Genomic DNA, 26,810 nt, shown 5'->3' on the forward strand with positions numbered 1-26,810 from the left:
ATGATCAAGGGCATCGGGGTTGACGTGGTCGACCTGGCGCGGTTCACCCGCCAGGTCGCCCGCACACCGCGCCTCGTTCCGCGCCTATTCACCGAAAGTGAACGCGGCCTGCCGGTGCACTCCCTCGCCGCACGCTTCGCCGCCAAGGAAGCCCTGATCAAGGCCCTCGGTGACAGCGCCGGCGCCACCTGGCAGGAGATGGAAATCGTGAACGACCGGCACGGCAACCCTGAATTCAAGCTGAGCGGGGCCGCCCTCGTTGCGCTCACTGACCGGGGCATCAGCCGGGTGCACGTCACGATGACCCACGACGCCGGCGTGGCCTGCGCCTTCGTCGTCGCCGAGGGAGAAGCATGACCGGGTTTCGTGAGGCCGTGATCGACCTGGGTGCGATTCGCCACAACATGGCCCACCTGCGCCACCTCGCGGGCACCCCGCACGTGATGGCGGTGGTCAAAGCCAACGCCTACGGGCATGGCGCTGTTCCGGTGGCGCGCGCCGCCCTCGCCGGCGGGGCCGACTGGCTCGGCGTCGCCGACATCGACGAGGCCCTGGCACTGCGTGACGCGGGCCTCGACGCCCCCATCCTGGCCTGGCTGCACGACCCCGACGCCGACTTCAGCGCCGCCATCGACGACGACGTCACCCTGGCCCTGTCATCCGTGCGTCAGGTGCAGCAGGTAGCGGATGCAGCGGCGGAACTCGGCCGGGCCGCATCCGTTCACCTGAAACTCGAAACCGGCCTGAGCCGCAATGGCGTGCACGAAAACGACTGGGCCGAAGTGTTCGCGCTCGCCGCCGCCCTCGAGAGGGTCGGCCTGCTGCGCGTCGACGGTCTCATGAGCCACCTCGCCAACGCCTCAGCCCTGGACGACCAGCAGGCCTTGGACCGTTTTGAACGCGGCATTGCGGCGGCCCGCTCCGCTGGCCTGACTCCTACACTCGTGCACCTCGCGTCGTCGGCTGCAGCGCTGCGGCTGCCGGCCGCCCGCTTCACCATGGTGCGATTTGGCATCACCCTGTACGGGCTGTCACCGTTCGACGATGCGACCAGCGCCGACCTCGGGCTGGTTCCGGCGATGACCCTGCGCGGCCGGATAGCCCTGGTGCGCCGGGTGAGCGCCGGTGCCGGTGTCTCCTACGATTACCTGTGGCGGGCGCCGGAGGATTCCACGCTCGTGCTGGTGCCGCTCGGCTACGCCGACGGTATTCCGCGGCAGGCGTCGGGAACAGCGCTCGTGCACATCAACGGCGAGAACTATCCCCTGGTGGGTCGGGTGGCAATGGACCAGTTCGTGGTCAACCTCGGCAACGACAACCCCGGCGTCGCCGTCGGCGATACGGTCGTGCTCTTCGGCGACCCGGCCACTGGCGCGCCGAGCGCCACCGACTGGGCCGACGCAGCGGGCACGATCAACTACGAGATCGTCACCCGCATCGGGCACCGGGTGATCCGGCGGCACCTCAATGGCTGAGCGGCGTCTGGGTGGACTTCGGCGCACGATCGTCGACGCGGCGGCGATGCATCGGTTCGGCGTGAGCCTCGCCGGCAGTCTGACGGCCGGGGACCTCGTCGTGCTCACCGGACCACTCGGGGCAGGTAAAACCACCCTCACCCGCGGCCTGGGCGAGGGGCTGCAGGTGCGCGGAGCCGTCACCAGCCCCACCTTCGTGCTCGCCCGCACGCATCCGAGCCTGATCGGCGGGCCGCCTTTCGTGCATGTCGACGCCTACCGCCTCGGCAGTGCCATGGAACTCGACGACCTCGACATTGATTTCGCCCGCTCCATCGTGGTGGTGGAGTGGGGCCGCGGCCTGCTCGACGGGATCACTGAATCCTGGCTGGACATCGAGATCGAGCGACCGCAGGGTCGTGCGGCTGCAGCGTGTGAAACGGATGCGGCGGCATCCGCTCCAGGCGCTGTTCTCGACCTTGATCACGATGTCGACGAACCGCGATCTCTGACCCTCACCGGTCACGGCCAGCGCTGGGCGCGTCTGGCCGACGCAATGCCGTGACTTGGGCCCTGGCGCCCACTATCGAGCCCCCTCGCTCTGATCGGGCTGCGGCGGGGCTGATCGACCTGCGCGCCGGCCTGGTGGTCGGCGTGGCAGCCACTGCGCCGCCGGCGCGGGACGCCAGTTCTCCCCTACTTGAGCAGGGCTACGTCGGAGACGAGCTCGATGTGCGAGAGCATCGCCGCGGTCGCCGCTGCGGCGTCCTGCGCCCGGATCGCCTCGGTGATGGTGCGGTGTGAGGCGAGGGACTGCTCCGGCCGGCCCGGCTGAGCGAGGGATTCGAGCCGGGTTTCGAGTATCATCTCTGCGATGAACGTCATGAGCTGGGCGAGCACAGGGGAGTGAGCAGCCGCAGTGACGGCTTGGTGGAAGAGCTCGTCGCCGTGCGCCCCGCGGTCGCCGACGGCGATTTCCTCTGCCATCGCCCGGAGCGCATCCTCGATCGCGAGCAGGTCGGCATCCGTTCGGCGATCCGCGGCGAGCTCAGCGAGTTTGACTTCGAGGGTGGTGCGGGCTTCGACAATCTCGGGCAGCCGGTTGCGGTGCTCCCGCAGCCCACTGATCACCGTTGCGACGCTCGGCCGATAAACGAGAACGGCGCCGGTGCCGTGCTTAACATCGATGACGCCGAGCACTTCGAGGGCCACGAGTGCCTGTGCGAGCGTGGCTCGGGAAACGCCGAGGCGTTCGGCGAGGTCGCGCTCGGCGGGCAACAGGTCGCCGGGGCCGAGGTGGGCTGACTCGATGTAGGCGAGAAGCTGGGCCACGAGTTGTTCGTACAGGCGTGGTTTCGTGACGCGTATGAGCGGCTGGGGCATTGCGTCCCTCGTCATGTCTGCCTCCCCATCAGTATTCGACCCAAGGTTACACGGCTCTTGACAAAGTCGCCTACTGTCTAGGAGGCTAGTCCAGTGAGCCAATAGCCCACATTCACCTAACCCTATGGAGGAACAACGATGTCCGCTCCCGTTATCTCAATCATCATCCTGGCGGTGATGTTTCTGATCGCCACGCTTTTGCCCGTCAACATGGGGGCGTTGGCCTTCGTGGGTGCCTTCCTACTCGGTGCCGTCTTTCTCGGCATGGAGACCACCGATATTCTCGCCAATTTCCCGGGCGGGCTGTTCCTCACGCTCGTCGGGGTTACGTACCTGTTCGCGATTGCGCAGGGCAACGGCACGATCGACCTGCTGGTGCGCGGCGCCGTGCGGCTCGTCGGCGGCCGGGTGGCCCTCATTCCGTGGGTGATGTTCGTGATCACCGCCGTGATTACCGCAGTCGGCGCGCTCTCCCCGGCGGCGGTGGCCATTGTGGCACCGATCGCGCTCGGTTTCGCCCGCAAGTACAAGATCAGCCCGCTACTGATGGGCATGATGGTGATTCACGGCGCGCAGGGCGGCGGATTCTCGCCGATCGCCGTCTACGGCGTGATCGTGAACAGCCTCATCTCGACCACCGGGCTCGACGCGAGCCCCACTGCCGTGTTTCTCTCCAGCCTCATCTTCAACTTTCTGATCGCCGTCGTGCTGTTCATCGTGCTCGGTGGTCGAAAGCTCATGTCAAGCCGGGTCGGCCACTTCGTGGAGCAGGCCGCCGAAGCTCGCATGGCGGTGAGCGTGGGTGCACGCGCCGCCGGTGACGGTGACGTGGCGTTCAAGGGCTTCGGCTCCGGCATCTACGGACCCCGTGACCCCGCGGGCGACGGGATGCAGGCCACGGTGACCCGCGGTGAGCGCATCCCACAACTCGTGACCGTGGCAGGCCTCATCGCGCTCGCCGTGATCGCGCTCGGTTTCAAGGTGGACGTGGGCTTTGTCGCCATCACGATTGCCGTCATCCTCGCCCTCGTCTCGCCCGAAGCGCAAAAGGGCGCGGTCAATAAGATCAGCTGGTCGACCGTGCTGCTCATCTGCGGCATGCTCACGTTCGTTGGTGTTCTCGAAGAGGCAGGCACTATCGAGTACGTATCGGGAGCGGTGGCCAACCTCGGCATGCCGCTGCTTGCGGCACTTTTGATCTGCTACATCGGTGCCGTCGTCTCGGCCTTCGCCTCGTCAACGGCCATTCTCGCCGCGCTGATTCCGCTCGCCGTGCCGTTTCTCGCAACCGGGGATATCAGCGCCATCGGCGTGATCTGCGCGCTCGCCGTCGCGTCGACCATCGTGGACGTGTCGCCGTTCTCGACCAATGGCGCTCTCGTGCTTGCGAACGCCCCAGACGACGTGGACAAGGACCGCTTCTACAAGCAGATTCTCTCCTACAGCGGAATCGTCGTCGTAGCCGGGCCGGCCATCGCCTGGGCCGTGCTCGTGCTGCCCGGTTGGCTGTAACCCGCCACCTGCCGAAATACTGAGAAAGGACCGAACATGAATACCGACATCCGCTCCGAAAACGGTACGCAGGGCCCGCTCTCGGGCTACCTCGTCGTAGACCTGAGCCGCGCGCTTGCGGGCCCGCACGCCACCATGATGCTCGCCGATCTCGGCGCACGCGTGATCAAAGTGGAGAACCCCAGCACGGGAGATGACACCCGCGGCTGGGGCCCTCCCTTCGTGGGCCCAGCGAACGATCCGCAGTCCACCTACTTTCTCTCCTGCAACCGCAACAAGGAGTCGATCGCCCTCGATCTGAAGAGTGACGACGGGCGTGAGGTGCTCAGCGAGTTGCTGCTGCGCGCCGACGTTGTAGTGGAGAACTTTCGTCCGGGGGTACTTGACAGGCTCGGCTTCTCGCCCGAGGCGATGCACGCCCTCAATCCGGCCCTGGTGATTCTCTCGATCACCGGTTTCGGCCACGACGGCCCCGAATCGAGCCGCAGCGGCTACGACCAGATTCTGCAGGGCGAGGCCGGCCTGATGTCGCTCACCGGCGCAGGCCCCGACGACCCGCAGCGTGTGGGCGTGCCCATCGCCGACCTCCTCTCGGGCATGTACGGCGCGTTCGGGCTGCTCGCGGCGCTTCTCGAGCGAGAGCGCACCGGGCGCGGGCAGGTCGTGCGCACCTCGCTGCTGGCCGCGCTCGTGGGAGTGCACGCCTTCCAAGGCACCCGCGCCACCGTGGCAGGCGAGGTGCCAGAAGCACGGGGCAACCACCATCCATCTATCGCGCCCTACGGCCTGTTTTCCTGCCGCGGTGGCAGCGTGCAGATCAGCATCGGCAGCGAGAAACTCTGGGCCACCTTCGCCGAGGAGTTCGGCCTTGATGCGGCGAGAGCCGAGTGGGCCAGCAACGCGCACCGGGTGCGCAACCGGACGAGCCTCACGGCTGCGATAGAAAATGTCTTCGGCGAGTTCGATGCGGTAACGCTGCTGCAGAAGCTTGCCGATGCCGGGATTCCGGCCGGGAAGGTGCGTTCGCTGGACGAGGTCTATAAATGGGATCAGGTTTTGTCGCAGGGGCTGCTGATCGACGTGGAGCACGAGGTGCTCGGCAGGATCAGTCTCCCCGGTCCACCGCTTCGGTTCTTCGGACCCGCCGATACGGTCGAAACGACCAACACGATGCACTCCGCTCCGCCGGTGCTCGACCAGCACGGCACGGACATTCGAAGCTGGCTCAACCGCTCACTGGAAGGTATCTCACGATGACGACCGACGCCGCGCTCGCAACCCGCCACCTCAACGCCACGGAGCTCATCGACGTGGTGCTCGACAACGGCTCCTTCACGAGCTGGGATCAGCCCGTGGTCGACCCCGCCCCGAATGAGGAGTACCGGGCCGACCTCGTGAAGGCCCGCGCGAAAAGCGGCACCGACGAGTCGGTGCTCACCGGCGAGGGGCTGATCCGCGGCCGCCGGGTGGCGATCGTGGTGAGCGAGTTCGCATTTCTCGCCGGATCGATCGGGCTTTCTGCTGCCGACAGAATTGTGAAGGCGATCGAACTGGCCACACGCGAGGGGTTGCCGGTCTTGGCCGGACCGGCATCCGGCGGGACCCGCATGCAGGAAGGCACGCTGGCTTTTTTGTCGATGGTGAAAATCACGGCGGCGGTGCGCGCGCACCGGGAGGCGGGGCATCCGTATCTGGTGTACCTGCGGCACCCAACCACGGGCGGGGTGATGGCATCATGGGGGTCGCTCGGGCACGTGACGGTTGCCGAGCCGGGGGCGTTGCTCGGGTTCCTCGGCCCGCGCGTCTATGAGGCGCTCTACGACAAGAAGTTTCCGGAGAACGTGCAGGTCTCCGAAAACCTGTTCAACCAGGGGCTGATCGACGCCGTCGTGCCGCCGGAACAACTGCCAGAGATCGTGCACCGCGCGCTCATTATTCTCACCGACCGGACTTCCGCGTCGGTGGCGGCCCCGGAAACCGTGAACGTGCGGCCAGCGCCTGACGACGCGTGGGCATCCGTTCAAATTTCGCGAAACCCGCGGCGGCCCGACCTACGCCAGCTGCTCGCCTATGGCGCGCACGACGTGCTGCCGCTTAACGGCACGGGCGAGGGCGAGAAAGACCCGGGACTCATGCTCGCCATGGCACGGTTCGGGCAGCAGAGCTGCATAGTGCTCGGGCATATTCGGCCGCGGCCCTCGCAAGACACGAAGATGGGCCCTGGATCTCTGCGGGAGGCTCGCCGCGGAATGCGCCTGGCGGAAGAGCTCGGAATTCCGCTGCTCACCGTGATCGACACCGCCGGCGCCGCACTATCGAAGGAGGCCGAGGAGGGCGGAATGGCCGGCGAGATAGCTCGGTCGCTGCACGAACTCATCGGCCTCAAGTCGGCCACGGTGTCGGTGCTGCTCGGCCAAGGTGCGGGGGGCGGGGCGCTGGCCCTGTTGCCGGCCGACCGCACGATCGCTGCGCAGCACTCCTGGCTCTCGCCGCTGCCTCCCGAGGGAGCAAGCGCCATCGTGTACCGCAGCACCGATTTCGCGCCGGCCGTGTCGGAGGCGCAGGGCGTGAACGTGGCCTCGCTGTTTGCCAATCGGATCGTCGACCACATCGTGGACGAGCGCCCCGACGCCGCAGACGAGGGACGGGCGTTCTGCCAGCGCTTGGCGTCGGCCATCGAATACGAGTTGTCCGCGCTCTCCACGGTGCCCGTTGATGAACTACTTCCCCGCCGCCTGGCCCGTTACCACTCCCTCGGTCGCTGACCCCTCGTCATCTCGGTGTGGTGCATGGTGTCTGCTGCGCCCCGTTCGGCGATTACCCCGTGGGCCAGGTTTGCCATGCCGGCCAGAACGTTTTTTGGCCCCGTTGGCTCGGTGCATGTCGGTGGGCCGAATTCTCGTCAAGGCTTGCCTAGGCGATAATCGAACGAGACGAGCAGGGGCCCTGGGCTGCCCGATGTTGGCCACGAAAGGACACGTCCATGATGCAAGCGATTCTGGTGGGGCGACTCGGCGGCGGCCATGGCACGCTTGATCTGGAAATGTTTTCCTACAGGCGACTCGCGCTGCACGGGGTCACCTTTCGCACCCGCTCCACCCAGGACAAGATCGCCCTCGTCGCCGCGCTGCGTGCCGACGTCGACCTTGACTCGCCGGTACTTCGACCGCTCATCGACGGGATCATGCCGTGGACCGAGGCCAACGCGGCCCAGATTCTGATGCGCACCAACTCATCCCTCGGCAAGATTGTGCTCGCAGTCGGCGACGCGGCCGCCGAGAATTCGAACACGGGAAACTCTTACTAATGACTCTTCTTGAAGGCGCGATCATCCTGGTCGCCGGAATTGCCGCTGGCATCATCAATGTGGTCGCCGGCGCTGGAACCCTGATCACCTTTCCCACCCTGCTCGCCCTGGGTGTCCCCCCGATCACGGCGAACGTCTCCAACACGGTTGGTCTAGTTCCCGGGTCGATCGCCGGAGCTTACGGTTATCGCCGGGAACTGCGCTCGCAGTGGCGGCCCGTGGCCTGGATGGCGGTATTCTCGGCCGTAGGCGGAGTGATCGGCGGGTTGCTGCTGCTGATCCTGCCCGAGGAGGCCTTCTCGGCGGTCGTTCCGTTCCTGCTGCTGCTCGCCGCCGTGCTCTCCGCGATCCAGCCCCGCGTGGCCCGTTACGTGCGGCGCAAGTCCCCCGAAGGCACCACCACCGACACTCGGCCGATCACGTTCGGCCTCGTGCTCGGTATCCTCGGCACGGGGGTCTATGGGGGATACTTCGGCGCAGCGCAGGGAGTGGTGCTGTTGGCACTGCTGGGTATTCTGTGGTCCACCGACATACACCGGGCCAACGGTGCCAAGAATGTGCTGGCCGGCATGGCCAACCTCGTCTCCGCGATTATTTTCATTTCCAGCGGCACGGTGGACTGGGTGATCGCTCTACTGATCGGCGTTGGTTCTGCTTTCGGTGGCTGGCTCGGTGCCCGCATCGGGCGAAGGCTATCGGCTCCGGTATTGCGTGCGATCCTGGTGATCGTTGCCCTGACCGCCGCCGTCGTGCTCTTTCTGACCTGAGCGCTGGCCTATCAAAGCCAGCCGCGCGAAGAGCTGGCCTGTCAAAGCTAGGCTGAACGGGTGCTACTTGCCATCGACACCTCCGCCGGCACCAGCGTCGCCGTCGTCGACCTTGCCCGTGGAGTCATCGCCGAACGCGGCGAAGCAGACACGATGCGTCACGCCGAAATAGTCGGCCCGTTCATTCTGGAATGTCTGCAAGAAGCGCAGGTCGCCCCGGCTGACCTCTCCGGCGTCGTCGGCGGCATGGGTCCAGGCCCGTTCACCGGCCTGCGAGTCGGTATCGCATCGGCCCGCGTCTTCGCCCTCGGTGCTGGCACTCCGCTCGTACCCGTGATCAGCCACGACGCCATTGCCTACGGCCACTACCGTGGCGGCCACACCGGGCCCCTCGTCGTCGTCACCGACGCCCGGCGCCGCGAAGTCTACTGGAGCGCCTATTCCCACGCGGATGCCGTGGGCCTGCCCGTGCGTGTCGGCCAGCCCGGCCTCGCCAAACCGGCCGACCTCGACGACCTGAACTGGCTGCACGCCGGGTGGCCGCGCTTGGACGCCGCCACGGTGTCGGCCGGCGAGCTTGGTCTGGTCGCTGAGTTGAGCTATGCGCACGGGCGCCCGTTCGCAGTGAATGAGCCGCTCTACCTGCGCTCACCCGACGTCACCCTCTCGAATGGTCCGAAGCGGGTCAGCCGATGACCTGGCAGCTGCGCCGCGCGCACGAGGCTGACCTGGCGTCCATCATGCACCTCGAGACGACCACTTTTATCAATGACGCCTGGTCGCCGACCATGATGGCGCGCGACCTCGGCGACCCAGCCTGCTACTACCTGGTCGCTTTCCCGCCCGACGCCCCCGGCACGGTCGAGGGCTACGCCGGCCTGCTCGCCCCCCGGGGAGCCGTCGAGGGCGACATCCAGACCATCGCGGTCGCGGAATCCGCGCGTGGACGCGGGCTGGGACGCACGCTCATGCAGGCGCTCATCTCCGAGGCCCGGAAGCGCGGCGCGCGGCTGATCTTTCTCGAGGTGCGGGCCGATAATCCCGGCGCTCAGCGCCTGTATGAGCGCCTCGGATTCATCGACGTGGGGGTGCGCCGCGGCTACTATCAGCCAGACAACGTCGACGCCATCGTCATGCGTCTGAACATTCCAGAACTGGAATCTGTGCTCGTGGAGACCCAATGACGACCCTGAACCGCGCCGATCCCCTCGTTCTCGGCATTGAAACCTCCTGCGATGAAACCGGCATCGGCATCGTGCGCGGAACCACGCTGCTCTCGAACACCATTGCCAGCTCAATGGACGAGCATGCCCGCTACGGCGGCGTCGTGCCCGAGATCGCGGCTCGGGCACACCTCGACGAGCTCGTGCCGGCCATCAACGCGGCCGTTGCCGAGGCGGGCATCCGCTTGAGTGATCTGGATGCCATTGCCGTCACCTGTGGGCCCGGACTCTCCGGCGCGCTCATGGTCGGCGTCGGGGCCGCAAAGGCGCTTGCCGTGGCGCTCGACAAACCGATCTACGCGGTCAACCACCTGGTCGGCCACGTCGGCGCCGACCTGCTGCAGGGAGAGCTTCGGCACGGCGACACCAACACCGGCGACACCGCTCCGCTCGAGTACCCGACGATCGCCCTGCTGGTCTCCGGGGGCCACACCTCGCTGCTGCTCGTGCGCGACCTGGTCAGCGACGTTGAGCTGCTCGGCGAAACCATCGACGACGCCGCCGGCGAGGCCTTCGACAAGGTGGCGCGCCTGCTCTCCCTCCCGTACCCCGGCGGGCCGCAGATCGACCGGGTCGCTTTGGGCGGTAACTCGAAGGCCATTCGCTTTCCGCGCGGACTCAGCCAGCCCAAGGACATGGCCGCCCACCGCTACGACTTCTCCTTCTCCGGCCTGAAGACCTCTGTCGCACGCTTCGTCGAACAGCGCCAGGATGCCGGCGAACCCGTGCCGATCGGCGATGTCGCGGCCAGTTTTCGGGAGGCGGTCGTCGATATTCTGCTGACCAAGGCCCTCGCCGCCTGCGCCGACTACGGCGTACCGCGGCTGCTGCTGGGCGGCGGTGTCATCGCGAACAAGCGTCTGCGCGAAGTCGCCGCCCAGAGAACGGCTGCCGCCGGCATCGTTCTGCGCATCCCGCCCCTCTCCCTGTGCACCGACAACGGTGCCATGATCGCCGCCCTCGGTGCGCAGCTCATCATAGCCGGGCATGAGCCCTCCACGCTGGAATTCGGCGCCGATTCCACCCTGCCGGTCGGCCAGATTCAGGTCTGATCCGCCACAGAATTCGCCCACGCGCGGGCACACGAGATATTCTGGCTCTGCGACCCCGAACATTCCACACGAAGGAGACCGCAGATGTCTGATCCCACCCAGCCCCCCGTCGATCCGACCAGCAGCACCCCGGCGAGCAGCAAAACCGGTTCGACTCCGGCGGACTCCAGCGTGCCGCCGGCCTACGAAGCTCCGGCCTACCCGGCTGCTCCGGCCTACCCGGCACCCGGCGCTCCGGCCGCTTCCGGATCTGGCCAGGCTCCCGCCTACGGGCAGCCCGCCGCGTATGGCCAGCAGCCGGCCTACGGCCAGAACCCCTACGGCCAGCAGAACCCGCAGGACAAGTACAACGTTCTCTCCATCATCTCGCTTGTCACCTCGATCCTTCTCATCTCGGTGGTCGGTATCATCACCGGCCACATCGCCCTGAGCCAGATCAAGAAGACCGGCGAAAAAGGGCACGGGCTCGCGCTCTGGGGGACCATCCTCGGCTACGTCGGCCTTCTTGGCGGTGCTATCTTCGCCGCTTTCACAATCGTTTTGTTACTCGCGGCGGCCTCCACCGGCACGAGCTATAACTACTAGCCACGCAGGTGGCCCCCTCGGGGCCACGTGGTACGTTTTGACCGAAAGCGGGGCGACCCCGACGAGCTGACCGTTTGCAGTTTGCGGCCAGAGGACAGCCATGACTACACCCCACCAGCACGACGAGGCTTCAGCGCAGTTGCACTACACGCGCGCGCCCGCACCGCCCGGCAGCCAGCTGGACTGGGCCTCGACGGTCACTGCACCCACCGAATTCGTGCCGTACAGCTACACCGAGGACGAGGTGCAGCGCATCACCAGCCGTCGTCGGCTCGCGGTTTACTCCGTTATCTGTGGCCTTCTCGGGCTCGGCCTCGGTGTATTCGGTGTCTTCGGTCTGCCGATCGCGCTCATCGCGATCACCCTCGCGCTGATCGCGCGCACTACCGAGAATCGGGCGCGCGTGCTCTGGCGGAGTGGCCTCGTGAGCGGTCTCGTCGGGGTTCTGCTGGCGGCCGGCTGGATCGTCTACATCAGCCAGATCGTGTTGCCGCTGCTGTAATCCGCTACCGCACGCGCTCCGCGAGCAGCGCCACGCGATGCCCGGCCGCCCTGGTCAGAATCAGCGTTGCGGCTTCCGGCCCCTTGAGCTTCAGCCGGGTGCGCAGCGTCGCCGGGTCAACGTCTACGCCGCGCTTTTTGATCTCGAGGGTGCCGATACGCCGCTCCAGCAGCGCCAGTCGCAGCTTCTTCTCATCGAACGGGAGCGTTTCGAGCACCCGAAAAGCGCTCACGAACGGCGTCGGCGTGAGAGTGTCGTTGGTCAGGTAGGCGATGTTCTCACTCAGCATTCGGGCATTCAGCGAGCGGGCCAGATCGCCGATCAGCCGTGCCCGAATCACCGCGCCGTCCGGTTCGTAGACGTAGTTTCCGAGGCTGCCAGCATCGACGTCCGCACTGTCGTCCGAGGCAGTCAGTTCGTGCCTGCCGTCCGCTGTCAGGAGCAGGGCCGACCGACGGATCCCGGGGCGGGCGAGAGCGCCGAACCACAGCCCCATCTCCACCAGCTGGCCGTCCACCGACACCCACTGCGCCTCGGCGTCGACCGGAATCTGGTCACGATCGTGGCCGGGCCCGAGCTTCATCCCGAGCGGTAGTTTCGTCGCGAGCAGATAGGCGAAGTCTAGCGAGGGGGAGTAATCCTCGGAACGGGTCAGTCGCGTTGTGTTGCTGTGCCCACTCGTGCGGCGGGCCGGATCGAGCCAGACCGCGTCGAAATCTTCGAGGTCGACCGTCTCGGCCTCGGCCTGCAACGCCGAGGCGTTCGGAAACGGCGCGAGGTTGAAGCTCGCTACGGTCGCCGTTACCTCGTCGGCATCAACGGCCACGACCGACAGATCCAGCGCGGCGAGGGCCATGGCGTCGCCGCCGATACCGCAGCCGAGGTCGGCGACCCGCGGCGCTCGCCCGAGTGTGGCTTCCAGCCCGGCGAACCGGCCGGCGTGCAGGGCTGCGACACGCAGTCGGGTGGCCTGCTCCAGGCCGGCCTCTGTGAAGAGCATCCGCTCGGCGAATTCACCGAACTTGAGGGCGGCTTTCGCCCGCAGCCGAGATTGGCTGAGCACGGCCGACACGAGCCCGGGCGCGTGCCCGGCCTTGCGCAAATCGCTCACGAGCTTCAGTACGTCTCCGTGGGTCTCGTAGGGCGGCAGGGAGTCCAACAGCCGCAAACTCGCGGGGGAAAGCAGCTCAACGAGTTCGGTTCGATCCATGCTGCAACGCTACCAAAATGGCCCCCATCTGGCACTCACGTTGCGTGAGTGCCAGAACCCCCCTAAACTTCACTTGGCACTCTCGCTGTGAGTCTGCTAACCCAAATCTTAGAAAGAGGTCAACCGTGTCGGTCTCCATCAAGCCGCTCGAGGATCGCATCGTCATCAAGCAGGTCGATGCCGAGCAGACCACCGCATCAGGTCTGGTCATTCCTGACACCGCGAAGGAAAAGCCCCAGGAGGGCGAAGTTGTTGCAGTCGGCCCCGGCCGCATTGACGACAACGGCAACCGCATCCCCCTCGACATCGCCGTCGGCGACAAGGTCATCTACTCCAAGTACGGCGGAACCGAGGTCAAGTTCGGTGGCGATGACCTTCTGGTTCTCTCCGCTCGCGACGTGCTCGCCGTGGTCGTACGCTAACACCACGCAGTCGGTCGTTCTAGACTGAAAACTCCCGGATAGCCCTGCTATCCGGGAGTTTTCTGCTTTCATCCTGCTTCACCCCTGCCGAGCCAAGGACCCTCATGACGGATGCCGTAAGCCCAGTCGCGACGACCGGTACCGCCGCGGGCACGCATCGCTCCGGGCTCATTTTCGGCGGTCTCTCCTATGCCCTCTGGGGTGTGCTGCCGCTCTACTTTCTGCTGCTCGCACCGTCGGGAGCCTTCGAGATCGTGGCCTGGCGGGTGCTGTTCTCCCTGGTCTTCTGCGTCCTGATCATCACGGTCACCCGCACCTGGGCGGTGCTCGGGCGGGCACTCAGACAGCGGCGCCTGGTCTTGACCATGGGCATGGCCGGGGTCTTCATCTTCATCAACTGGCAGACCTACGTGATCGCCGCCACCACCGGCCACGTCGTCGAAGCCGCCCTCGGCTACTTCATCAACCCGATCGTCACCGTGCTGCTCGGCGTCTTCGTGCTGCGCGAGCGCCTGCGGCGACTGCAATGGGTGGCCATCACCATCAGCTTTCTCGCCGTGGTCGTGCTCGCCGTCGGGTACGGCTCGCTGCCCTGGATCTCACTCATTCTCGCCTTCTCCTTCGGGCTCTACGGCCTGATCAAAAAGCGCGTCGGGCCGAGTGTGGACGCCGTCACCGGCCTCACCCTCGAGACGGCCTGGCTAGCACCGGTCGCCGTCATTCAACTGGTCGTGGTCTCCGGCATTTCCGGACTGACCTTCGGCACGGTGTCGCCCTGGCATACAGCTGGCCTGCTCGCGGCCGGCATCATCACGGCGGTGCCACTGCTGCTGTTCGCTGCCGCCGCGCGGCGCCTGCCGTTGACCGTGCTCGGGCTCATTCAGTTCGTGGCCCCGGTGCTGCAGTTTTTGGTTGGCGTGTTCATCCTGAATGAGGCGATGCCGCTCGAACGCTGGCTCGGCTTCGGCCTGGTCTGGGTGGCCCTGATCATTTTGACGGTTGACATGGTGGCTTCCGGCCGCACTCCCCGCCGCAGCGCCCTCGAACCCGCCTAGCTTGCCCGGCCCGGCCAGCCGTTACGCTGAACCAGCGGCACGCGCCAGCCCCGCCCACGCAGCACCGATTCAGCCCAGCACCAGAGGATCCACATGCCCCGTCGCCCCATGATCGCCGCCGTTCTGCTGCTAGCTCTGGCCCTGACCGGCTGCACCGGTGCGCCGGCCGCCAAGCCGAGCACGACCCCAACCCCGGTCGCCAGCACCGCACCCACCGGTGACGGAACGCTTTTGATCGGCACGCTGTTTCCCATGACCGGCGAGAGCGCCGCGAGCGGTGCCGCCCAGGTAGCCGGCACCGAACTCGCCGTGCGTGACATTCTCGCCGACCAGACGACGCCCACTCAAGCCGTGCAGCTGATCCACCGCAGCTCCGCCGGCGACCTCGCTGTCGCCTACGCCGACCTGGCGGCGCGCGGCGTGGATCTGGTGCTGTGGGACGCGGCGACGGCACTACCAGCGGGTGCCGGGGGCCTGGTCGGCAGCGCCGCCGTCGTTGGCCTGATCGACTTTGCCAATGGCGGAACCCCGCTCGCCGCCACGGACGAGTTCACCGCACGGCTGAAGACCGCCGATCCGACGCTGACGGCCACCGCCGGCGGCGCGGAAGCGTATGACGGGGTGATCACGGGCGCCCTGGCCGCCGTCATCACCGGCGACGATGGAGGTTTCTCGCTCATGGCGGGTTGGCCTCAGGTTGTTTCTGGAACCGCCGTGTGCGCTTCCTGGGGGGAATGTGTGTTCGCCATCAGTGACGACCAAACCACGGATTATCAGGGGATCACCGGTCGCCGTTCGTAACGATTTGGTCCCTTTACACGGTTGTAACACGCACAGGTAGGTTTCGGGGGCTGTGAGTCTCTACTCTGACACCACGGCAGTCAATCGGCTGACCAGACTTACTTCTCATAAACCATCAAGGAGCAACATGAGCGTATTCGCGAAGGCCTCGGCCTCCCGCTCAGTTCGTACCCTCGTTACCGGAGTCGCGCTCGTCGGCGTGAGTGCACTTCTGCTCACCGGCTGCAGCAATGGCGCCGCTACGACGCCGAGCGATTCTGCAGCACCGTCTGCCGCCGCAAGTGACTTCAAGACGGTCGAGGCCGGTGACCGCGACCTCTCTTTGAAGATCGGCACCATCCTCCCGCAGAGTGGCGGCCTGGCCTTCCTCGGCCCGCCCGAAGAAGCCGGTGTTCAGCTTGCCATCAACGACATCAACGCGGCCAACCTCGGCATCAACGTTGATGCCATCTTCCGCGACTCGGGGGACACGACGACCGACAAGGCGACCGTCTCCGTGACCGACCTGCTGTCGCAAAATGTCTCGGCCATCATCGGTGCGGCCTCGTCGGGCGTCTCAAAGACCGTGATTGACCAGATCACCGGCGCCGGGGTCGTGCAGTTCTCTCCGGCCAACACGTCCGACGCCTTTACGACCTATGCCGACAACGGCCTGTACTGGCGTACGGCTCCGTCTGACGTGCTGCAGGGTGAAGTGCTCGGCACCCAGATCGCTGATGACGGTAACGCCACCCTCGGCCTGATCGTGCTGAACGATGCGTACGGAACCGGCTTGGCCAAGTACACCAGTGACGCGTTCACAGCCGCAGGCGGCGAGGTTGTCGCGACCGCACTCTTCAACGAGGGTGACTCGAACTTCGCCTCGCAGATTGCGGAAGTTACCGCCGCCGCTCCCGACGCGATCGCCCTGGTCACGTTCGACCAGGCCAAGATCATCACTCCGGCGCTCGTGGGGGCTGGCTTCGCCGGTGACAAGTTGTACTTCGTCGACGGCAACGTCGCCGACTACAGTGCAGACTTCGCGCCCGGCCTTATCGAGGGCTCCAAGGGCACGCTGCCCGGCCTCGACACCGCCACTCTCGGTGACTTTACCTCCCGCCTGCTCGAGGTCGACCCGACGCTGACCGACTACAGCTACGCTGCCGAGTCGTACGATGCCGTGATCCTGATCGCCCTGGCTGCCTACGCCGCCAACGACACTTCAGGAGAATCGATCGCGGGCTACCTCCGTCAGGTCTCCGGTGGAACCGGTGACGGTACCAAGATCGACGGAACCAAGACCACCGGCTTCGCCGAAGCCGCTGCAGCCCTGAAGGCTGGCGACCAGGTCGACTATGACGGTTTCTCCGGTCCGATCACATTCGATGAGAACGGCGACCCGACCGGCGCGACGATTGGCATCTACCAGTTCGGTGCCGACAACAAGCCCGCTCGCATCAACTAGCAACACTGCACCACTGATTTGAAGGGCCCCGGCTTCGGCCGGGGCCCTTCTGTGTAACCGCTTCGGGTCCGATCTCGCGACGCGAGCTACGGACATCCGCTCGCCGAAGACAGCAAAGCGGCGCCCGAGGTGATCTCGGACGCCGCCACGGACTCACAGAGGGGGTTGGGGCGCTAATCCTGACCGAGGGTACCCAGGTACAGGCCGATTACCTTGGGGTCGCTCAACAGTTCACGTCCGGTGCCGGTATAGGCGTCGCGGCCCTGGTCGAGCACATACCCGCGGTCACAGATCTGCAGGCAGCGACGAGCGTTCTGCTCCACCATTATCGTGGTCACGCCGGCCTTGTTGATCTCTTTCACGCGGAGGAAGGCTTCGTCCTGGCGCACGGGGGAGAGGCCGGCGCTCGGCTCGTCGAGCAGCAACACGTGCGGGCCCATCATGAGCGCACGGCTCATGGCGACCATCTGCCGTTCACCGCCGGAGAGTGACCCGGCGCGCTGTGACATGCGCTTGCTCAGCTCGGGAAAGATCTCCGTGACGAACTCGAGCCTCTCGATGAGCCCCTTGGGCTTCTGGAAGATGCCCATCTCGAGGTTTTCGCGAATGGTCAGAGTTGGGAACACGTTGTTGTTCTGCGGAACGAAGCCCACCCCCTGCGCGACCAGTTTGTTGGCCTTGAGGTTGGTGATGTTCTTACCGCGCAGAAGAATCTCCCCGTCGCGCACCTTCACCTGGCCGAATATCGACTTGAGCAAGGTCGACTTGCCGGCGCCGTTCGGGCCGATGATGCCGATGAGTTCACCGTCGTAGGCGGTCAGGGAGCACTCATTGAGAATACTCACGCCGGTGACGTAGCCGGCCGTGACGTTCTTGACCTCCACGACGGCGTCCCGGGTCTCGAGCGGTGCCGGGACGGCCAGGGGATTAGCGTTCGTCATCGAGCAACTCCTTAATGGCCGAAACGTGCTCGGTTTCGGCAGCGGGGTCTTCCCCGATGTCCTCGTCGTGGTGCGACCCGAGGTAGGCGTCGATCACGGCAGGGTTCTGCATGACCTCGTGCGGGTCGCCCTCGGCGACCACCTTGCCCTCGGCCATCACGATCACCCAGTCCGCGATGTGGCGTACCATATGCATGTCGTGTTCCACGAACAGAACAGACATGCCTTGCGCCTTGAGGTTGAGAATGTGATCGAGTAGCGACTGAGTCAGGGCCGGATTGACCCCGGCCATGGGTTCGTCGAGCATGACCAGGGTCGGATCGCTCATGAGCGCTCTGGCCATTTCGAGCAGCTTGCGCTGTCCGCCGGAGAGGCTCGCCGCGTAGTCGTCTTTCTTGGTATCGAGCTTGAACCGGGTGAGCAGATCGAGGGCCTTGGCGCGGTTCTCCTCCTCTTCGTTGCGCCAGAGAAACGGCATCAGCGCGCGGAACATGTTCTCACCGGTCTGGCCCTTGGCACCGAGCAGCATGTTGTCCATAACGGTGAGCAGACCGAGCGCCTTGGTGAGCTGGAAGGTGCGTATCTGGCCCATCCGGGCTACTCGGTAGGCGGGTACCCCGGCGAGGGAGCGGCCGTCGAAGGTCCACTTTCCGTCGTCGGGCTTGTCGAAGCCGGTCAACAGGTTGAACAGGGTCGTCTTGCCGGCACCGTTCGGGCCGATCAGCGCTGTGATCGCGCCGCGCGGAACCTCAACGTGGGCGACGTCGACGGCGGTGAGGCCGCCGAAGGTGCGGCGCACGTTGTCGACGACGAGAATCGGATCGACCTTTGCGCAGCCGGGTTCGGCTGCACCGATGTGCAAGCCGGTGGTCTTGACCGGCTTCTTGGTGGGGACGGGCGGCTCCAGCGGGGCCGCAGAATCGAGAGGAACAGCGTTAGCGGACAAAAGCCAACTCCTTTTTATTGCCGAAGATGCCTTGCGGTCTGAAGATAACGATCGCCATGATCGCCGCCCCCACGAGGATGAAGCTCAGCTGGCCGCCTTGGATCCCCGTCATGAACGGCAACCAGCCGGCCTCAACGGCCCGGGCGATGAAGCCGGAGAAGAATGACAGCAGCACCCAGAAGATCATCGAGCCGATAATCGGGCCGAGCACCGTCGCTGCTCCACCGAGCAGCAGGATGGCGTAGATGAAGAAGGTCAGCGTCGTCTGGTAGTTCGAGGGCACGACCGCTCGCGGCAGGGCGAAGATCATGCCAGCGATGGTGCCGAGCACGCCACCAAAAATGAGCGACTGCATCTTGTAGGCGTAGACGTTCTTGCCGAGCGCGCGCACGGCGTCTTCGTCTTCACGAATACCCTTGATGACGCGGCCCCAGGGGCTGCGCATGATCTGCCACACCAGCAACGCGGCAATGATCACGATCGACCAGGCCACAATGCGAAGCCAGGTGTCATAGGCGTTGTTCGTGAACGGGCCAAATCCATAGGTGCCGTCCGCGAGCGGATTCAGAGCCGCAAATTCGTTCTTGTAGCCGCTGAGGCCGTTGGCCGAACCGGTGACCGAGGCGAAGGTGTTCGTCGTGAACAACAGCCGTACGATCTCCGCGGCCGCAATGGTGACGATCGCGAGATAGTCAGCGCGAAGTCGCAGCGTCGGAATACCCAGAATCAACGCGAAAACAACGGATGCCCCCACGCCGACCAGAAAAGCGCCCCAGACGGGAAAGCCGAAGGTCAGAATCGAAATCGCATAGCCGTAGGCTCCGAGGGCCATGAACCCGGCCTGGCCGAAGTTCAGCAGGCCGGTGTAACCGAAGTGCACGGCCAGCCCGAGGGCGGCGAGTGCGTAAGCGGCCGTGGTCGGGCTGATCAGCTCGACGGCTGCGTTGCCAAAGATTGCTCCCCAGTCCATGTGAACCCCTAACCAATTCTCTCTTTGCGACCCAGAATGCCCTGCGGTCGAAACAGCAGCACCAGGATCAAAATTACAAGGGCGCCGACGATCTTCATGTCGGACGGTAGCCAAAGTGTCGATAGCTCAACAAAGAGCCCGACGATGAGGGAACCGACGAGGGCCCCGAAAGCCGTTCCGAGCCCGCCGAGGGTCACCGCGGCGAAAACCAGCAGCAGCATCTGAAAGCCCATGTCCCAGCTGACACCCGGTCGGAAGTAAGCCCAGAGCACGCCGCTGAGTCCCGCCAGGGCCGCACCGACCACCCAGACGATGCGAATGACGTTGTCAACGTCGATGCCGCTCGCGGAGGCCAGACTGGGGTTGTCGGACACAGCGCGGGTGGCCTTGCCGATTCGGGTTCGCAGCAGAAAATAGGCCACGGCGAGCAACACCACGATGCTGATGCCCATGCTGGCGAGGTCGATGGGGGAGAGCGAGATCGGGCCGAACTTGAGATCGGCCATGCCGGCACCCGGAAGCTGGCTCGTGCTGCCGCCGAAGAAGTACTGGTACAAGTACCGCAGGGCGAGCGACAGGCCGATGCTCACGATCATCAGAGGGATCACCGCCACGCCTTTACGGCGCAGTGGTTTCCAGAGCACCGCATCGAGGCTGTATCCGAACACGCCGCTGAGGGCGATGGCGATCAGAATGGCGAGCCAGATCGGCAGCCCCAGGTTGACGGAGAACACCAGCGTCATCAGGGCGCCGAAGGTGATCAGCTCGGCGTGGGCGAAGTTGCTGAGGCCGGTGGTACCGAAAATCAGCGACACCCCGATCGCCGCGAGGGCGAGCAGCAGGCCGAAGTTGAGTCCGTTAAAGAACCGGTTCACGAACTGGTCGAAGAAGCTGACCGTGTTGCGCACGCCTTCGCCCAGGAAGAAGTTCACCGAGCGACGGTCGGTCAGCCCGAACTCGGTATTGATCACGTTGCCGCCTTTAGCGACAATAACGCCCTTAGGCAGCGTCTCTTCGTCGAGGGTCACCTTATAGGTGCCTTTTTCGGGAACCCCAATCGACCATTTACCATCAGCATCCGTCACGGTGTCGGCTTTGTAGCTGTTGCCATCGACGGCGACGGCGACACCGTCGAGCGGTTTTCCGTCGAACTTCACGTTGCCGGAGATAGTGAAGTCGTATTCGGTTCCCACCTCGTCGGCCTGAGCGCTGCCCACCGAGAAGGTGGCCATGGTGAAGGCTGCCAGAAGCGTCAGTAGCAGAATGACCAGCATCCTGGGAACGTATCTTTGAGCCGTAAGAGTGGACTTCACGGGACCTCCATGTGGGTGCCGACCGGTGGGTGACCGGGCGGGCGCCGGGCAAGTACTACCAACAACGTTGTTGAGAGTACGTGCCGATTATGTCCTATATGTTTCGAAACTCCGCACCGTGTGGCAAATGTGAGCGGAATGTGATGACCCCAAACACGCTTAACATTGAAGGACCGGTTAGTTCCTTCACGTCCCGTGCGGTGGTAACGCGTTTTTCCGGATAATTTTTTCGTTTTTCGCTACAGGTAAGGGGTTTCATGGATCAGCCAGATCCGTTCGGATTCACCGGGCTCACCTACGACGACGTGCTGCTCCTGCCGGGGCACACCGATGTCATTCCGAGCGAGGCGGTTACTAAATCCCGCCTGACCAGGCGAATCGACGTGTCGCTGCCGTTGCTCTCCAGCGCCATGGACACCGTCACAGAGACGCGCATGGCGATCGCCATGGCCCGCGAGGGCGGCCTCGGCATTCTGCACCGCAACCTCTCCATCGGCGACCAGGCCGAGCAGGTAGACCTGGTCAAGCGCAGCGAATCCGGGATGATCACCAATCCGGTCACTACCTCACCCGACGCCACCGTGGCGGAGGTTGACGCCCTGTGCGGTCAGTTCCGGGTCAGCGGGTTGCCTGTCATCGACGGTGACGGCATCCTCGTCGGCATCATCACCAACCGCGACATGCGCTTCGTGCCGTACGCCAAGAAGGCCCTCACCCGGGTGCGCGACGTCATGACGACGTCGCCGCTGATCACCGGCAAGGTCGGCATGGCGCCAGAAGACGCCCTCGCCATCTTCGCCAAGCACAAGATCGAAAAACTACCGCTGATCGACGCCAACGGCAAGCTCACCGGCCTGATCACCGTGAAGGACTTCGACAAGAGCGAGGAATATCCCCTCGCCACCAAGGACGACGCCGGACGCCTGCGCGTCGGCGCGGCCATCGGCTTCTTCGGCGACGCCTGGCAGCGCGCGACCGCCCTGCTCGAATCAGGCGTTGACGTGCTCGTGGTCGACACCGCAAACGGCGACAGCGCCGGGGTGCTCGACATCATTCGTCGGTTGAAGGCCGACAAGGCCTTCGCTGACGTCGACGTGATCGGTGGAAACGTGGCCACCCGCTCCGGCGCCCAGGCTCTGATCGACGCGGGCGCCGACGCCATCAAGGTGGGTGTGGGCCCCGGCTCCATCTGCACCACCCGCATTGTGGCCGGTGTGGGAGTTCCCCAGATCACCGCCGTCTACCAGGCCTCCCTCGCCGCTCGCGAAACCGGCATTCCGGTCATCGCCGACGGCGGACTGCAGTACTCCGGTGACATTGCCAAGGCCCTCGTGGCCGGCGCCGACACCGTCATGCTCGGCTCGCTGCTTGCCGGTTGCACCGAAAGCCCGGGCGAGCTCGTCTTCGTCAACGGCAAGCAGTTCAAGACGTATCGCGGCATGGGTTCACTCGGCGCGCTGCAGACCCGCGGCAACAAGACCTCGTATTCCAAGGACCGCTACTTTCAAAACGACGTGCCGAGTGACGAGAAGCTGATCCCTGAGGGTATCGAGGGGCAGGTTCCGTTCCGTGGACCGCTCGCGGCCGTGGCGTACCAGCTGGTCGGGGGTCTTCGGCAGTCCATGTTCTATGTGGGAGCCCGAACGATCGCCGAGTTGAAGCAGAAGGGGCAGTTCGTGCGCATCACTCCGGCTGGCCTGAAGGAGTCCCACCCGCACGACGTGCAGATTGTGGTCGAGGCGCCGAACTACCGTCGGTAGGCCCGGCCGGGCATCCCGCTCGGGCGGGCGGGTTGCGCCGGGGCATCCGTCTAAACTGGAACCATGGAAATCGAGATCGGCCGTTCCAAGCGCGCTCGCCGCGTATATGCCTTCGACGACATTGCGGTGGTGCCGAGTCGGCGCACCCGCGACCCGGAGGACGTGTCGGTCGGTTGGACCATCGACGCGTACCAGTTCGCCATTCCGGTGCTCGCCGCCCCGATGGATTCCGTCGTCTCGCCGACCACGGCCATCATGATGGGCCAGCTCGGCGGAGTGGGCGTGCTCGACCTCGAAGGCCTGTGGACCCGTCACGAGAACCCCGAGCCTTTGCTCGCCGAGATTCGCAGCCTGCCTGCCGATAAAGCGACTGCCCGCATGCAGGAGATGTACTCCGCACCGATCAAGCCGGAGCTGGTCACCGCCCGCCTCGCCGAGATTAGGGCTGGCGGCGTCACCGTGGCCGGCGCCCTCTCGCCCCAGCGCACCCAGGAACTCTACGAAACCGTCGTCGCCGCCGGCGTTGACCTGTTCGTGATTCGCGGCACGACAGTGTCGGCCGAGCACGTCTCCCAAAACCAAGAACCGCTCAATCTCAAGAAGTTCATTTACGAGCTCGACGTTCCCGTCATCGTGGGCGGCGCGGCCACCTACACGGCGGCCCTGCACCTCATGCGCACCGGTGCTGCCGGTGTTCTGGTCGGTTTTGGCGGGGGAGCCGCGTCGACCACCCGCGCGACCCTCGGCATCCACGCCCCGATGGCCACGGCCGTAGCGGATGTCGCCGGCGCGCGCCGCGACTACATGGACGAGTCCGGCGGGCGCTACGTGCACGTCATCGCCGACGGCGGCCTCGGTACCTCGGGCGACATCGTCAAGGCCGTAGCCTGCGGCGCCGACGCCGTCATGCTCGGCACAGCGCTCGCGCGCGCAACGGACGCTCCCGGCGGCGGATTCCACTGGGGCGCCGAGGCGCACCACCCGCAACTGCCGCGCGGCAAGCGTGTCGAGGTCGGCACAGTGGCCCCGCTCGAGGAGATTCTCTATGGCCCGGCGCCGGTCGCCGACGGCACCGCCAACCTGATCGGCGCGCTGCGTCGGTCGATGGCGACCACGGGTTACTCCGATCTCAAAGAATTTCAACGGGTTGAAGTGGTTGTCGCGCCGTACCGAGTGAACTAACGTCGGTGTGAAGTAACGTCAGTGGTAGAAGTTCCTCAACTCAACCTATGAAAACTGAGTCTGAACAGGAGAAGCAATGGCCTCCCACAATTCGGTCACCCGGTCCACCAAGTTGGGGCCTGAGGAGCGGGTCGCCGCTCTCGCCAAGCTCAAAGAGAAGGAGCTCGACATCCTCGTCGTCGGCGGCGGCATCGTCGGTGCCGGTGCAGCCCTCGATGCCGTCACGCGCGGCCTGAGCGTCGGTATTCTCGAGGCCCGGGACTGGGCGTCCGGCACGTCGAGCCGGTCTTCGAAGCTCGTGCACGGCGGCATCCGCTATCTGGAGCAACTCGACTTTCGCTTAGTGCGTGAGGCGCTCACCGAGCGGGGCCTGCTGCTTCAGCGCATCGCGCCGCACCTCGTGAAGCCGGTGCGCTTTCTGTACCCGCTCAAGAAACGCTTCACCGAACGGTTCTACATCGGTGCCGGCATGCTGCTCTACGACATCTTCTCCTACACCGGCGGGCGCCCGCCCGGAGTGCCGCACCACCGTCACCTGTCGAGAGCTCAGGTGCAGAAGCTCATTCCGAGCCTCGCCAACGACGCCTTGGTCGGCGGCATCACCTACTATGACGCCCAGGTCGACGACGCCCGCTATGTGTCTTCGCTCGTGCGCACCGCCTCGTTCTACGGCGCCCACGCGGCCAGCCGGGTGCGGGTCGAGGGCTTCATCAAGGTGGGGGAGCGCGTCGTCGGCGTGCGCGCCCACGACTTGCAGACCGACGAACACTTCGACGTGCGGGCCAAGCAGGTCGTGAACGCGACCGGCGTCTGGACCGACGACACGCAGCGCATGGTCGGTGAACGCGGCACCTTCAAGGTGCGGGCCTCGAAGGGTGTACACCTCGTCGTACCGCGCGACCGATTCCAGAGCGCCATGGGGCTGCTGCTGCGCACCGAGAAGAGTGTTCTGTTCGTCATACCGTGGGGCCGGCACTGGCTCATCGGAACGACCGACACTGACTGGCACCTCGACAAGGCGCACCCCGCTGCGACCGCGGCAGACATCGACTACATCCTCGAGCACATCAACTCCGTGCTGAGCGTTCCGCTCACCCGCGAAGACGTCGAGGGTGTGTACGCCGGGCTGCGTCCGCTGCTGGCCGGCGAGAGCGACCAAACGTCCAAGCTGTCCCGAGAGCATCTCGTCGGGCATTCCGTTCCCGGCCTCGTAGTCATCGCCGGCGGCAAGTGGACCACCTACCGCATCATGGCCAAGGACGCAGTGGATGCCGCGGCGTCGGCTCTCGACGGTCGCATTCCTGCGTCCGCGACCCAGGACATCCCGTTGCTGGGCGCCGAAGGTTATCAGGCCGCGTGGAACAAGCGCGGCAAGATCGCCCGCGCAGTCGGGCTGCACACCGTTCGGGTCGAACACCTGCTCAACCGGTACGGCACCCTGACGGACGAACTGCTCGACCTGATTCGTGCGAACCCGGCGCTCGCCGAGCCGCTGCCCGGCGCCGACGACTATATCGGTGCCGAGGTCGTCTACGCGGCTTCGCACGAGGGCGCCCTGCACCTCGAAGACGTGCTCGCGCGCCGCACCCGCATCTCGATCGAGGCCTGGGACCGCGGGGTGTCGGCCGCGCCGGTCGCCGCCGCGCTCATGGCCGACGTGCTCGGTTGGGACCAGGAGCGCATCGACCGGGAGGTCGGCTTCTATCTCACCCGGGTCGCCGCCGAGCGGGCCTCGCAGGAGGAGCCGAACGACGAATCCGCCGACCGGGTGCGCCTCGAAGCTCCGGACATCGTGGTCACGAACTAGCGCACCGCGCTGCGCCACGCCCGCGCGTCGTTCACCGCGCCAGCTGCCGATGGCTGCACCACCTATAGCTGGCGCGGTGAACGGTACCTGGCGCGGCGGCGGCGCTAGCGGCATCGAGGGACGCCGATGCGCGTGAGGTAGGCGCCGAACGTCGTCAGGTCGCGTGCGATCTGCCAGTCCCACCGCGAAACGGACGGCCCGCACGCGCGAATTCGGTCCTCACGATGCTTCTCGTCCATGACGACTTCGGCGGTTGTGCGGCCTCGGGTGTACGCGTTCTTGACGTATTTGCCGAGCCCGTCGAACTCGCCGACCCTGTTGATGCTTCGCCAGAAGAAGTCGACAAAGGCAATGAACCCCGCGGCATCGTCGAAGCGCACCTGCAGCTCGGGAGCGGCGAACCCAAGCAGGAACATGTGTGCGCGGCTGATCGATTCCCCGCCTGAATCGGACTGCGTAGAAGCGAAGTCCCCGGCGCGGAGTGCGGCGGCCTTGCCATAGCGTCGACCAGAGCTTTCGAGTGCGTCGAGGGCGGCCTGTAACTCGTCCCGTGTGGCCAGTGTCGTTCCCGAGCTGCTTCCGGGAGACATCAGGCGGGGCACGTGGATGGCCCGGTCCATCATCGCGACGGACTCCGGAAATGGCAGAATGCGGGCCATCGCGACAGCCGTCTCGGCCGCCGAGGTGACCAACAGGCCACCGCGCCTGACTGCCCCGGCTGCCAGCGCGCCCGGGACGATGGCAGAGTGCCGCACGATGCCGGGTTTGGAACGACCGCCGGATGCCTGCGGGACGGTGACATGGACCTCCGTCGGCCAGTGAGACGGCCGGGGAAACCCCCAGATCGCCGCCGCAGAGTGGTGGGAAAACACTGGCGCATCTGCGCTGACCGCAGCGTAGGCGCGGATCCGAAAGAGGTAGCGCGCGTCGAGATCGAGGTGTTCCCAGTGCGCGGTGGGCAGGTAGACGCCCCGCCGCAGTCGCGTAACGAGGTGGTGCGTGAATTCGGTGCGGAGCGCCTCATGCAAACCGACCGCCGCAGCATCGGATGCGAGGATGAGCCCATCGGGTCGCAGGAGAGCCGCGATCAGGTAGTTCGATGCAGATCCGGAGGGCGCCGTGGTTGCCATGACCCGAGAATGGCAGCGACTGGAGCGCACGGGACGCGCGCCGG

27 protein-coding genes are annotated in these 26,810 nt (G+C 65.6%); 20 read left to right on the plus strand and 7 right to left on the minus strand.

What is annotated here, in order from left to right:
- From QMF22_RS01110 to tsaE, 3 genes are read left to right on the plus strand one after another with little or no spacing between them, the layout of a single operon-like run.
- Entirely contained in the window at positions 1–357 is a 357-nt protein-coding gene (locus QMF22_RS01110) for a holo-ACP synthase (RefSeq protein ID WP_283449472.1), read from the plus strand.
- Complete coding sequence (gene alr, locus QMF22_RS01115) at positions 354–1,475, plus strand: alanine racemase (RefSeq protein WP_283449474.1); 1,122 nt, start codon at positions 354–356, stop codon at positions 1,473–1,475. Before QMF22_RS01110 ends, alr begins: the two co-directional genes overlap by 4 nt.
- Positions 1,468–2,019, plus strand: coding sequence for a tRNA (adenosine(37)-N6)-threonylcarbamoyltransferase complex ATPase subunit type 1 TsaE (tsaE, locus tag QMF22_RS01120; RefSeq protein ID WP_283449476.1), 552 nt, complete (start codon positions 1,468–1,470; stop codon positions 2,017–2,019). Before alr ends, tsaE begins: the two co-directional genes overlap by 8 nt.
- A gap of 131 nt (positions 2,020–2,150) precedes the next feature.
- On the opposite strand, the gene QMF22_RS01125 is transcribed toward tsaE, so the two are convergent.
- Entirely contained in the window at positions 2,151–2,852 is a 702-nt protein-coding gene (locus QMF22_RS01125; RefSeq protein ID WP_283449479.1) for a FadR/GntR family transcriptional regulator, read from the minus strand.
- Positions 2,853–2,975: 123 nt separating this feature from the next.
- Between QMF22_RS01125 and QMF22_RS01130 the strand changes: the two genes are divergently transcribed.
- From QMF22_RS01130 to QMF22_RS01175, 10 genes are all read left to right on the plus strand, one after another.
- Positions 2,976–4,349: an SLC13 family permease gene (locus tag QMF22_RS01130; protein WP_283449480.1), complete on the plus strand. Its 1,374-nt coding sequence runs from the start codon at positions 2,976–2,978 to the stop codon at positions 4,347–4,349.
- A 36-nt stretch (positions 4,350–4,385) separates the two neighbouring features.
- The gene (locus QMF22_RS01135; RefSeq protein ID WP_283449482.1) at positions 4,386–5,606 is read left to right on the plus strand and encodes a CaiB/BaiF CoA transferase family protein; all 1,221 of its coding nucleotides are present in this window, start codon (positions 4,386–4,388) and stop codon (positions 5,604–5,606) included.
- Entirely contained in the window at positions 5,603–7,114 is a 1,512-nt protein-coding gene (locus tag QMF22_RS01140) for a carboxyl transferase domain-containing protein (RefSeq protein WP_283449485.1), read from the plus strand. The genes QMF22_RS01135 and QMF22_RS01140 overlap by 4 nt, the downstream gene beginning before the upstream one ends.
- Positions 7,115–7,332: 218 nt before the next feature.
- Positions 7,333–7,656, plus strand: a complete 324-nt coding sequence (locus QMF22_RS01145) for an MDR/zinc-dependent alcohol dehydrogenase-like family protein (RefSeq protein WP_283449488.1) — start codon at positions 7,333–7,335, stop codon at positions 7,654–7,656.
- On the plus strand, positions 7,656–8,423 hold the full coding sequence (locus QMF22_RS01150) for a sulfite exporter TauE/SafE family protein (RefSeq protein ID WP_283449490.1): 768 nt from the start codon (positions 7,656–7,658) through the stop codon (positions 8,421–8,423). The genes QMF22_RS01145 and QMF22_RS01150 overlap by 1 nt, the downstream gene beginning before the upstream one ends.
- Before the next feature lie 60 nt (positions 8,424–8,483).
- Positions 8,484–9,119 carry a tRNA (adenosine(37)-N6)-threonylcarbamoyltransferase complex dimerization subunit type 1 TsaB gene (gene tsaB, locus QMF22_RS01155; RefSeq protein WP_283449492.1) on the plus strand — a complete coding sequence of 212 codons (636 nt, stop codon included), beginning with the start codon at positions 8,484–8,486 and terminating at the stop codon, positions 9,117–9,119.
- Complete coding sequence (rimI, locus tag QMF22_RS01160) at positions 9,116–9,607, plus strand: ribosomal protein S18-alanine N-acetyltransferase (RefSeq protein ID WP_283449494.1); 492 nt, start codon at positions 9,116–9,118, stop codon at positions 9,605–9,607. The genes tsaB and rimI overlap by 4 nt, the downstream gene beginning before the upstream one ends.
- A complete protein-coding gene (gene tsaD / locus QMF22_RS01165) occupies positions 9,604–10,698 on the plus strand; it encodes a tRNA (adenosine(37)-N6)-threonylcarbamoyltransferase complex transferase subunit TsaD (protein WP_283449496.1) in 1,095 nt (364 codons plus the stop codon). The genes rimI and tsaD overlap by 4 nt, the downstream gene beginning before the upstream one ends.
- An 84-nt stretch (positions 10,699–10,782) precedes the next feature.
- The gene (locus QMF22_RS01170; RefSeq protein ID WP_283449498.1) at positions 10,783–11,283 is read left to right on the plus strand and encodes a DUF4190 domain-containing protein; all 501 of its coding nucleotides are present in this window, start codon (positions 10,783–10,785) and stop codon (positions 11,281–11,283) included.
- Between the two features lie 100 nt (positions 11,284–11,383).
- On the plus strand, positions 11,384–11,785 hold the full coding sequence (locus tag QMF22_RS01175) for a hypothetical protein (protein ID WP_283449500.1): 402 nt from the start codon (positions 11,384–11,386) through the stop codon (positions 11,783–11,785).
- A 4-nt stretch (positions 11,786–11,789) separates the two neighbouring features.
- Here QMF22_RS01175 and QMF22_RS01180 read toward each other — a convergent pair whose 3' ends face one another.
- Positions 11,790–12,995 (minus strand): class I SAM-dependent methyltransferase, encoded by a 1,206-nt coding sequence (locus QMF22_RS01180; protein ID WP_283449502.1) that lies wholly within the window; start codon positions 12,993–12,995, stop codon positions 11,790–11,792.
- Positions 12,996–13,120: 125 nt separating this feature from the next.
- On the opposite strand from QMF22_RS01180, the gene groES reads away from it, so the two are divergent.
- The 4 genes from groES (at position 13,121) to QMF22_RS01200 (ending at position 16,717) form a co-directional block, all read left to right on the plus strand.
- Positions 13,121–13,417, plus strand: coding sequence for a co-chaperone GroES (gene groES, locus QMF22_RS01185; RefSeq protein WP_092339382.1), 297 nt, complete (start codon positions 13,121–13,123; stop codon positions 13,415–13,417).
- 104 nt (positions 13,418–13,521) lie between these two features.
- Positions 13,522–14,472 (plus strand): EamA family transporter RarD, encoded by a 951-nt coding sequence (rarD, locus tag QMF22_RS01190; RefSeq protein ID WP_283449508.1) that lies wholly within the window; start codon positions 13,522–13,524, stop codon positions 14,470–14,472.
- A 93-nt stretch (positions 14,473–14,565) separates the two neighbouring features.
- On the plus strand, positions 14,566–15,273 hold the full coding sequence (locus QMF22_RS01195) for a hypothetical protein (RefSeq protein ID WP_283449510.1): 708 nt from the start codon (positions 14,566–14,568) through the stop codon (positions 15,271–15,273).
- Between the two features lie 127 nt (positions 15,274–15,400).
- On the plus strand, positions 15,401–16,717 hold the full coding sequence (locus tag QMF22_RS01200) for an ABC transporter substrate-binding protein (RefSeq protein WP_283449513.1): 1,317 nt from the start codon (positions 15,401–15,403) through the stop codon (positions 16,715–16,717).
- Between the two features lie 173 nt (positions 16,718–16,890).
- Here the strand turns inward: QMF22_RS01200 and QMF22_RS01205 are convergent, their stop codons facing one another.
- The 4 genes from QMF22_RS01205 to QMF22_RS01220 all read right to left on the minus strand — a co-directional run bounded on the left by QMF22_RS01205 (position 16,891) and on the right by QMF22_RS01220 (position 20,848).
- Complete coding sequence (locus tag QMF22_RS01205) at positions 16,891–17,658, minus strand: ABC transporter ATP-binding protein (RefSeq protein ID WP_283449515.1); 768 nt, start codon at positions 17,656–17,658, stop codon at positions 16,891–16,893.
- On the minus strand, positions 17,645–18,520 hold the full coding sequence (locus QMF22_RS01210) for an ABC transporter ATP-binding protein (protein WP_283450717.1): 876 nt from the start codon (positions 18,518–18,520) through the stop codon (positions 17,645–17,647). Before QMF22_RS01210 ends, QMF22_RS01205 begins: the two co-directional genes overlap by 14 nt.
- 73 nt (positions 18,521–18,593) lie before the next feature.
- Positions 18,594–19,574, minus strand: a complete 981-nt coding sequence (locus tag QMF22_RS01215; RefSeq protein ID WP_283449517.1) for a branched-chain amino acid ABC transporter permease — start codon at positions 19,572–19,574, stop codon at positions 18,594–18,596.
- 8 nt (positions 19,575–19,582) lie between these two features.
- The gene (locus QMF22_RS01220) at positions 19,583–20,848 is read right to left on the minus strand and encodes a branched-chain amino acid ABC transporter permease (protein WP_283450718.1); all 1,266 of its coding nucleotides are present in this window, start codon (positions 20,846–20,848) and stop codon (positions 19,583–19,585) included.
- Positions 20,849–21,144: 296 nt separating this feature from the next.
- Between QMF22_RS01220 and guaB the strand changes: the two genes are divergently transcribed.
- The 3 genes from guaB (at position 21,145) to QMF22_RS01235 (ending at position 25,636) form a co-directional block, all read left to right on the plus strand.
- Positions 21,145–22,647: an IMP dehydrogenase gene (gene guaB, locus QMF22_RS01225; RefSeq protein ID WP_283449519.1), complete on the plus strand. Its 1,503-nt coding sequence runs from the start codon at positions 21,145–21,147 to the stop codon at positions 22,645–22,647.
- Between the two features lie 63 nt (positions 22,648–22,710).
- The gene (locus tag QMF22_RS01230; protein ID WP_283449548.1) at positions 22,711–23,829 is read left to right on the plus strand and encodes a GuaB3 family IMP dehydrogenase-related protein; all 1,119 of its coding nucleotides are present in this window, start codon (positions 22,711–22,713) and stop codon (positions 23,827–23,829) included.
- 76 nt (positions 23,830–23,905) lie between these two features.
- Entirely contained in the window at positions 23,906–25,636 is a 1,731-nt protein-coding gene (locus QMF22_RS01235; RefSeq protein WP_283449550.1) for a glycerol-3-phosphate dehydrogenase/oxidase, read from the plus strand.
- 104 nt (positions 25,637–25,740) lie between these two features.
- Here QMF22_RS01235 and QMF22_RS01240 read toward each other — a convergent pair whose 3' ends face one another.
- Entirely contained in the window at positions 25,741–26,766 is a 1,026-nt protein-coding gene (locus QMF22_RS01240; RefSeq protein WP_283449552.1) for a hypothetical protein, read from the minus strand.
- Between the last annotated feature and the right edge of the window lie 44 nt (positions 26,767–26,810).

It is taken from the genome of Cryobacterium sp. PH31-L1 (genome assembly GCF_030063145.1).
In the GTDB taxonomy this organism is placed as follows: Bacteria; Actinomycetota; Actinomycetes; order Actinomycetales; family Microbacteriaceae; genus Cryobacterium.

What these genes read in the sequence shown, in the direction of transcription:
- QMF22_RS01110 (WP_283449472.1), top strand. Translation starts at nt 1, where the DNA reads ATGATCAAGGGCATCGGGGTTGACGTGGTCGACCTGGCGCGGTTCACC.
- alr (WP_283449474.1), top strand. Translation starts at nt 354, where the DNA reads ATGACCGGGTTTCGTGAGGCCGTGATCGACCTGGGTGCGATTCGCCAC.
- tsaE (WP_283449476.1), top strand. Translation starts at nt 1,468, where the DNA reads ATGGCTGAGCGGCGTCTGGGTGGACTTCGGCGCACGATCGTCGACGCG.
- QMF22_RS01125 (WP_283449479.1), bottom strand. Translation starts at nt 2,852, where the DNA reads ATGACGAGGGACGCAATGCCCCAGCCGCTCATACGCGTCACGAAACCA.
- QMF22_RS01130 (WP_283449480.1), top strand. Translation starts at nt 2,976, where the DNA reads ATGTCCGCTCCCGTTATCTCAATCATCATCCTGGCGGTGATGTTTCTG.
- QMF22_RS01135 (WP_283449482.1), top strand. Translation starts at nt 4,386, where the DNA reads ATGAATACCGACATCCGCTCCGAAAACGGTACGCAGGGCCCGCTCTCG.
- QMF22_RS01140 (WP_283449485.1), top strand. Translation starts at nt 5,603, where the DNA reads ATGACGACCGACGCCGCGCTCGCAACCCGCCACCTCAACGCCACGGAG.
- QMF22_RS01145 (WP_283449488.1), top strand. Translation starts at nt 7,333, where the DNA reads ATGATGCAAGCGATTCTGGTGGGGCGACTCGGCGGCGGCCATGGCACG.
- QMF22_RS01150 (WP_283449490.1), top strand. Translation starts at nt 7,656, where the DNA reads ATGACTCTTCTTGAAGGCGCGATCATCCTGGTCGCCGGAATTGCCGCT.
- rimI (WP_283449494.1), top strand. Translation starts at nt 9,116, where the DNA reads ATGACCTGGCAGCTGCGCCGCGCGCACGAGGCTGACCTGGCGTCCATC.
- tsaD (WP_283449496.1), top strand. Translation starts at nt 9,604, where the DNA reads ATGACGACCCTGAACCGCGCCGATCCCCTCGTTCTCGGCATTGAAACC.
- QMF22_RS01170 (WP_283449498.1), top strand. Translation starts at nt 10,783, where the DNA reads ATGTCTGATCCCACCCAGCCCCCCGTCGATCCGACCAGCAGCACCCCG.
- QMF22_RS01175 (WP_283449500.1), top strand. Translation starts at nt 11,384, where the DNA reads ATGACTACACCCCACCAGCACGACGAGGCTTCAGCGCAGTTGCACTAC.
- QMF22_RS01180 (WP_283449502.1), bottom strand. Translation starts at nt 12,995, where the DNA reads ATGGATCGAACCGAACTCGTTGAGCTGCTTTCCCCCGCGAGTTTGCGG.
- rarD (WP_283449508.1), top strand. Translation starts at nt 13,522, where the DNA reads ATGACGGATGCCGTAAGCCCAGTCGCGACGACCGGTACCGCCGCGGGC.
- QMF22_RS01195 (WP_283449510.1), top strand. Translation starts at nt 14,566, where the DNA reads ATGCCCCGTCGCCCCATGATCGCCGCCGTTCTGCTGCTAGCTCTGGCC.
- QMF22_RS01200 (WP_283449513.1), top strand. Translation starts at nt 15,401, where the DNA reads ATGAGCGTATTCGCGAAGGCCTCGGCCTCCCGCTCAGTTCGTACCCTC.
- QMF22_RS01205 (WP_283449515.1), bottom strand. Translation starts at nt 17,658, where the DNA reads ATGACGAACGCTAATCCCCTGGCCGTCCCGGCACCGCTCGAGACCCGG.
- QMF22_RS01215 (WP_283449517.1), bottom strand. Translation starts at nt 19,574, where the DNA reads ATGGACTGGGGAGCAATCTTTGGCAACGCAGCCGTCGAGCTGATCAGC.
- QMF22_RS01220 (WP_283450718.1), bottom strand. Translation starts at nt 20,848, where the DNA reads ATGCTGGTCATTCTGCTACTGACGCTTCTGGCAGCCTTCACCATGGCC.
- guaB (WP_283449519.1), top strand. Translation starts at nt 21,145, where the DNA reads ATGGATCAGCCAGATCCGTTCGGATTCACCGGGCTCACCTACGACGAC.
- QMF22_RS01230 (WP_283449548.1), top strand. Translation starts at nt 22,711, where the DNA reads ATGGAAATCGAGATCGGCCGTTCCAAGCGCGCTCGCCGCGTATATGCC.
- QMF22_RS01235 (WP_283449550.1), top strand. Translation starts at nt 23,906, where the DNA reads ATGGCCTCCCACAATTCGGTCACCCGGTCCACCAAGTTGGGGCCTGAG.
- QMF22_RS01240 (WP_283449552.1), bottom strand. Translation starts at nt 26,766, where the DNA reads ATGGCAACCACGGCGCCCTCCGGATCTGCATCGAACTACCTGATCGCG.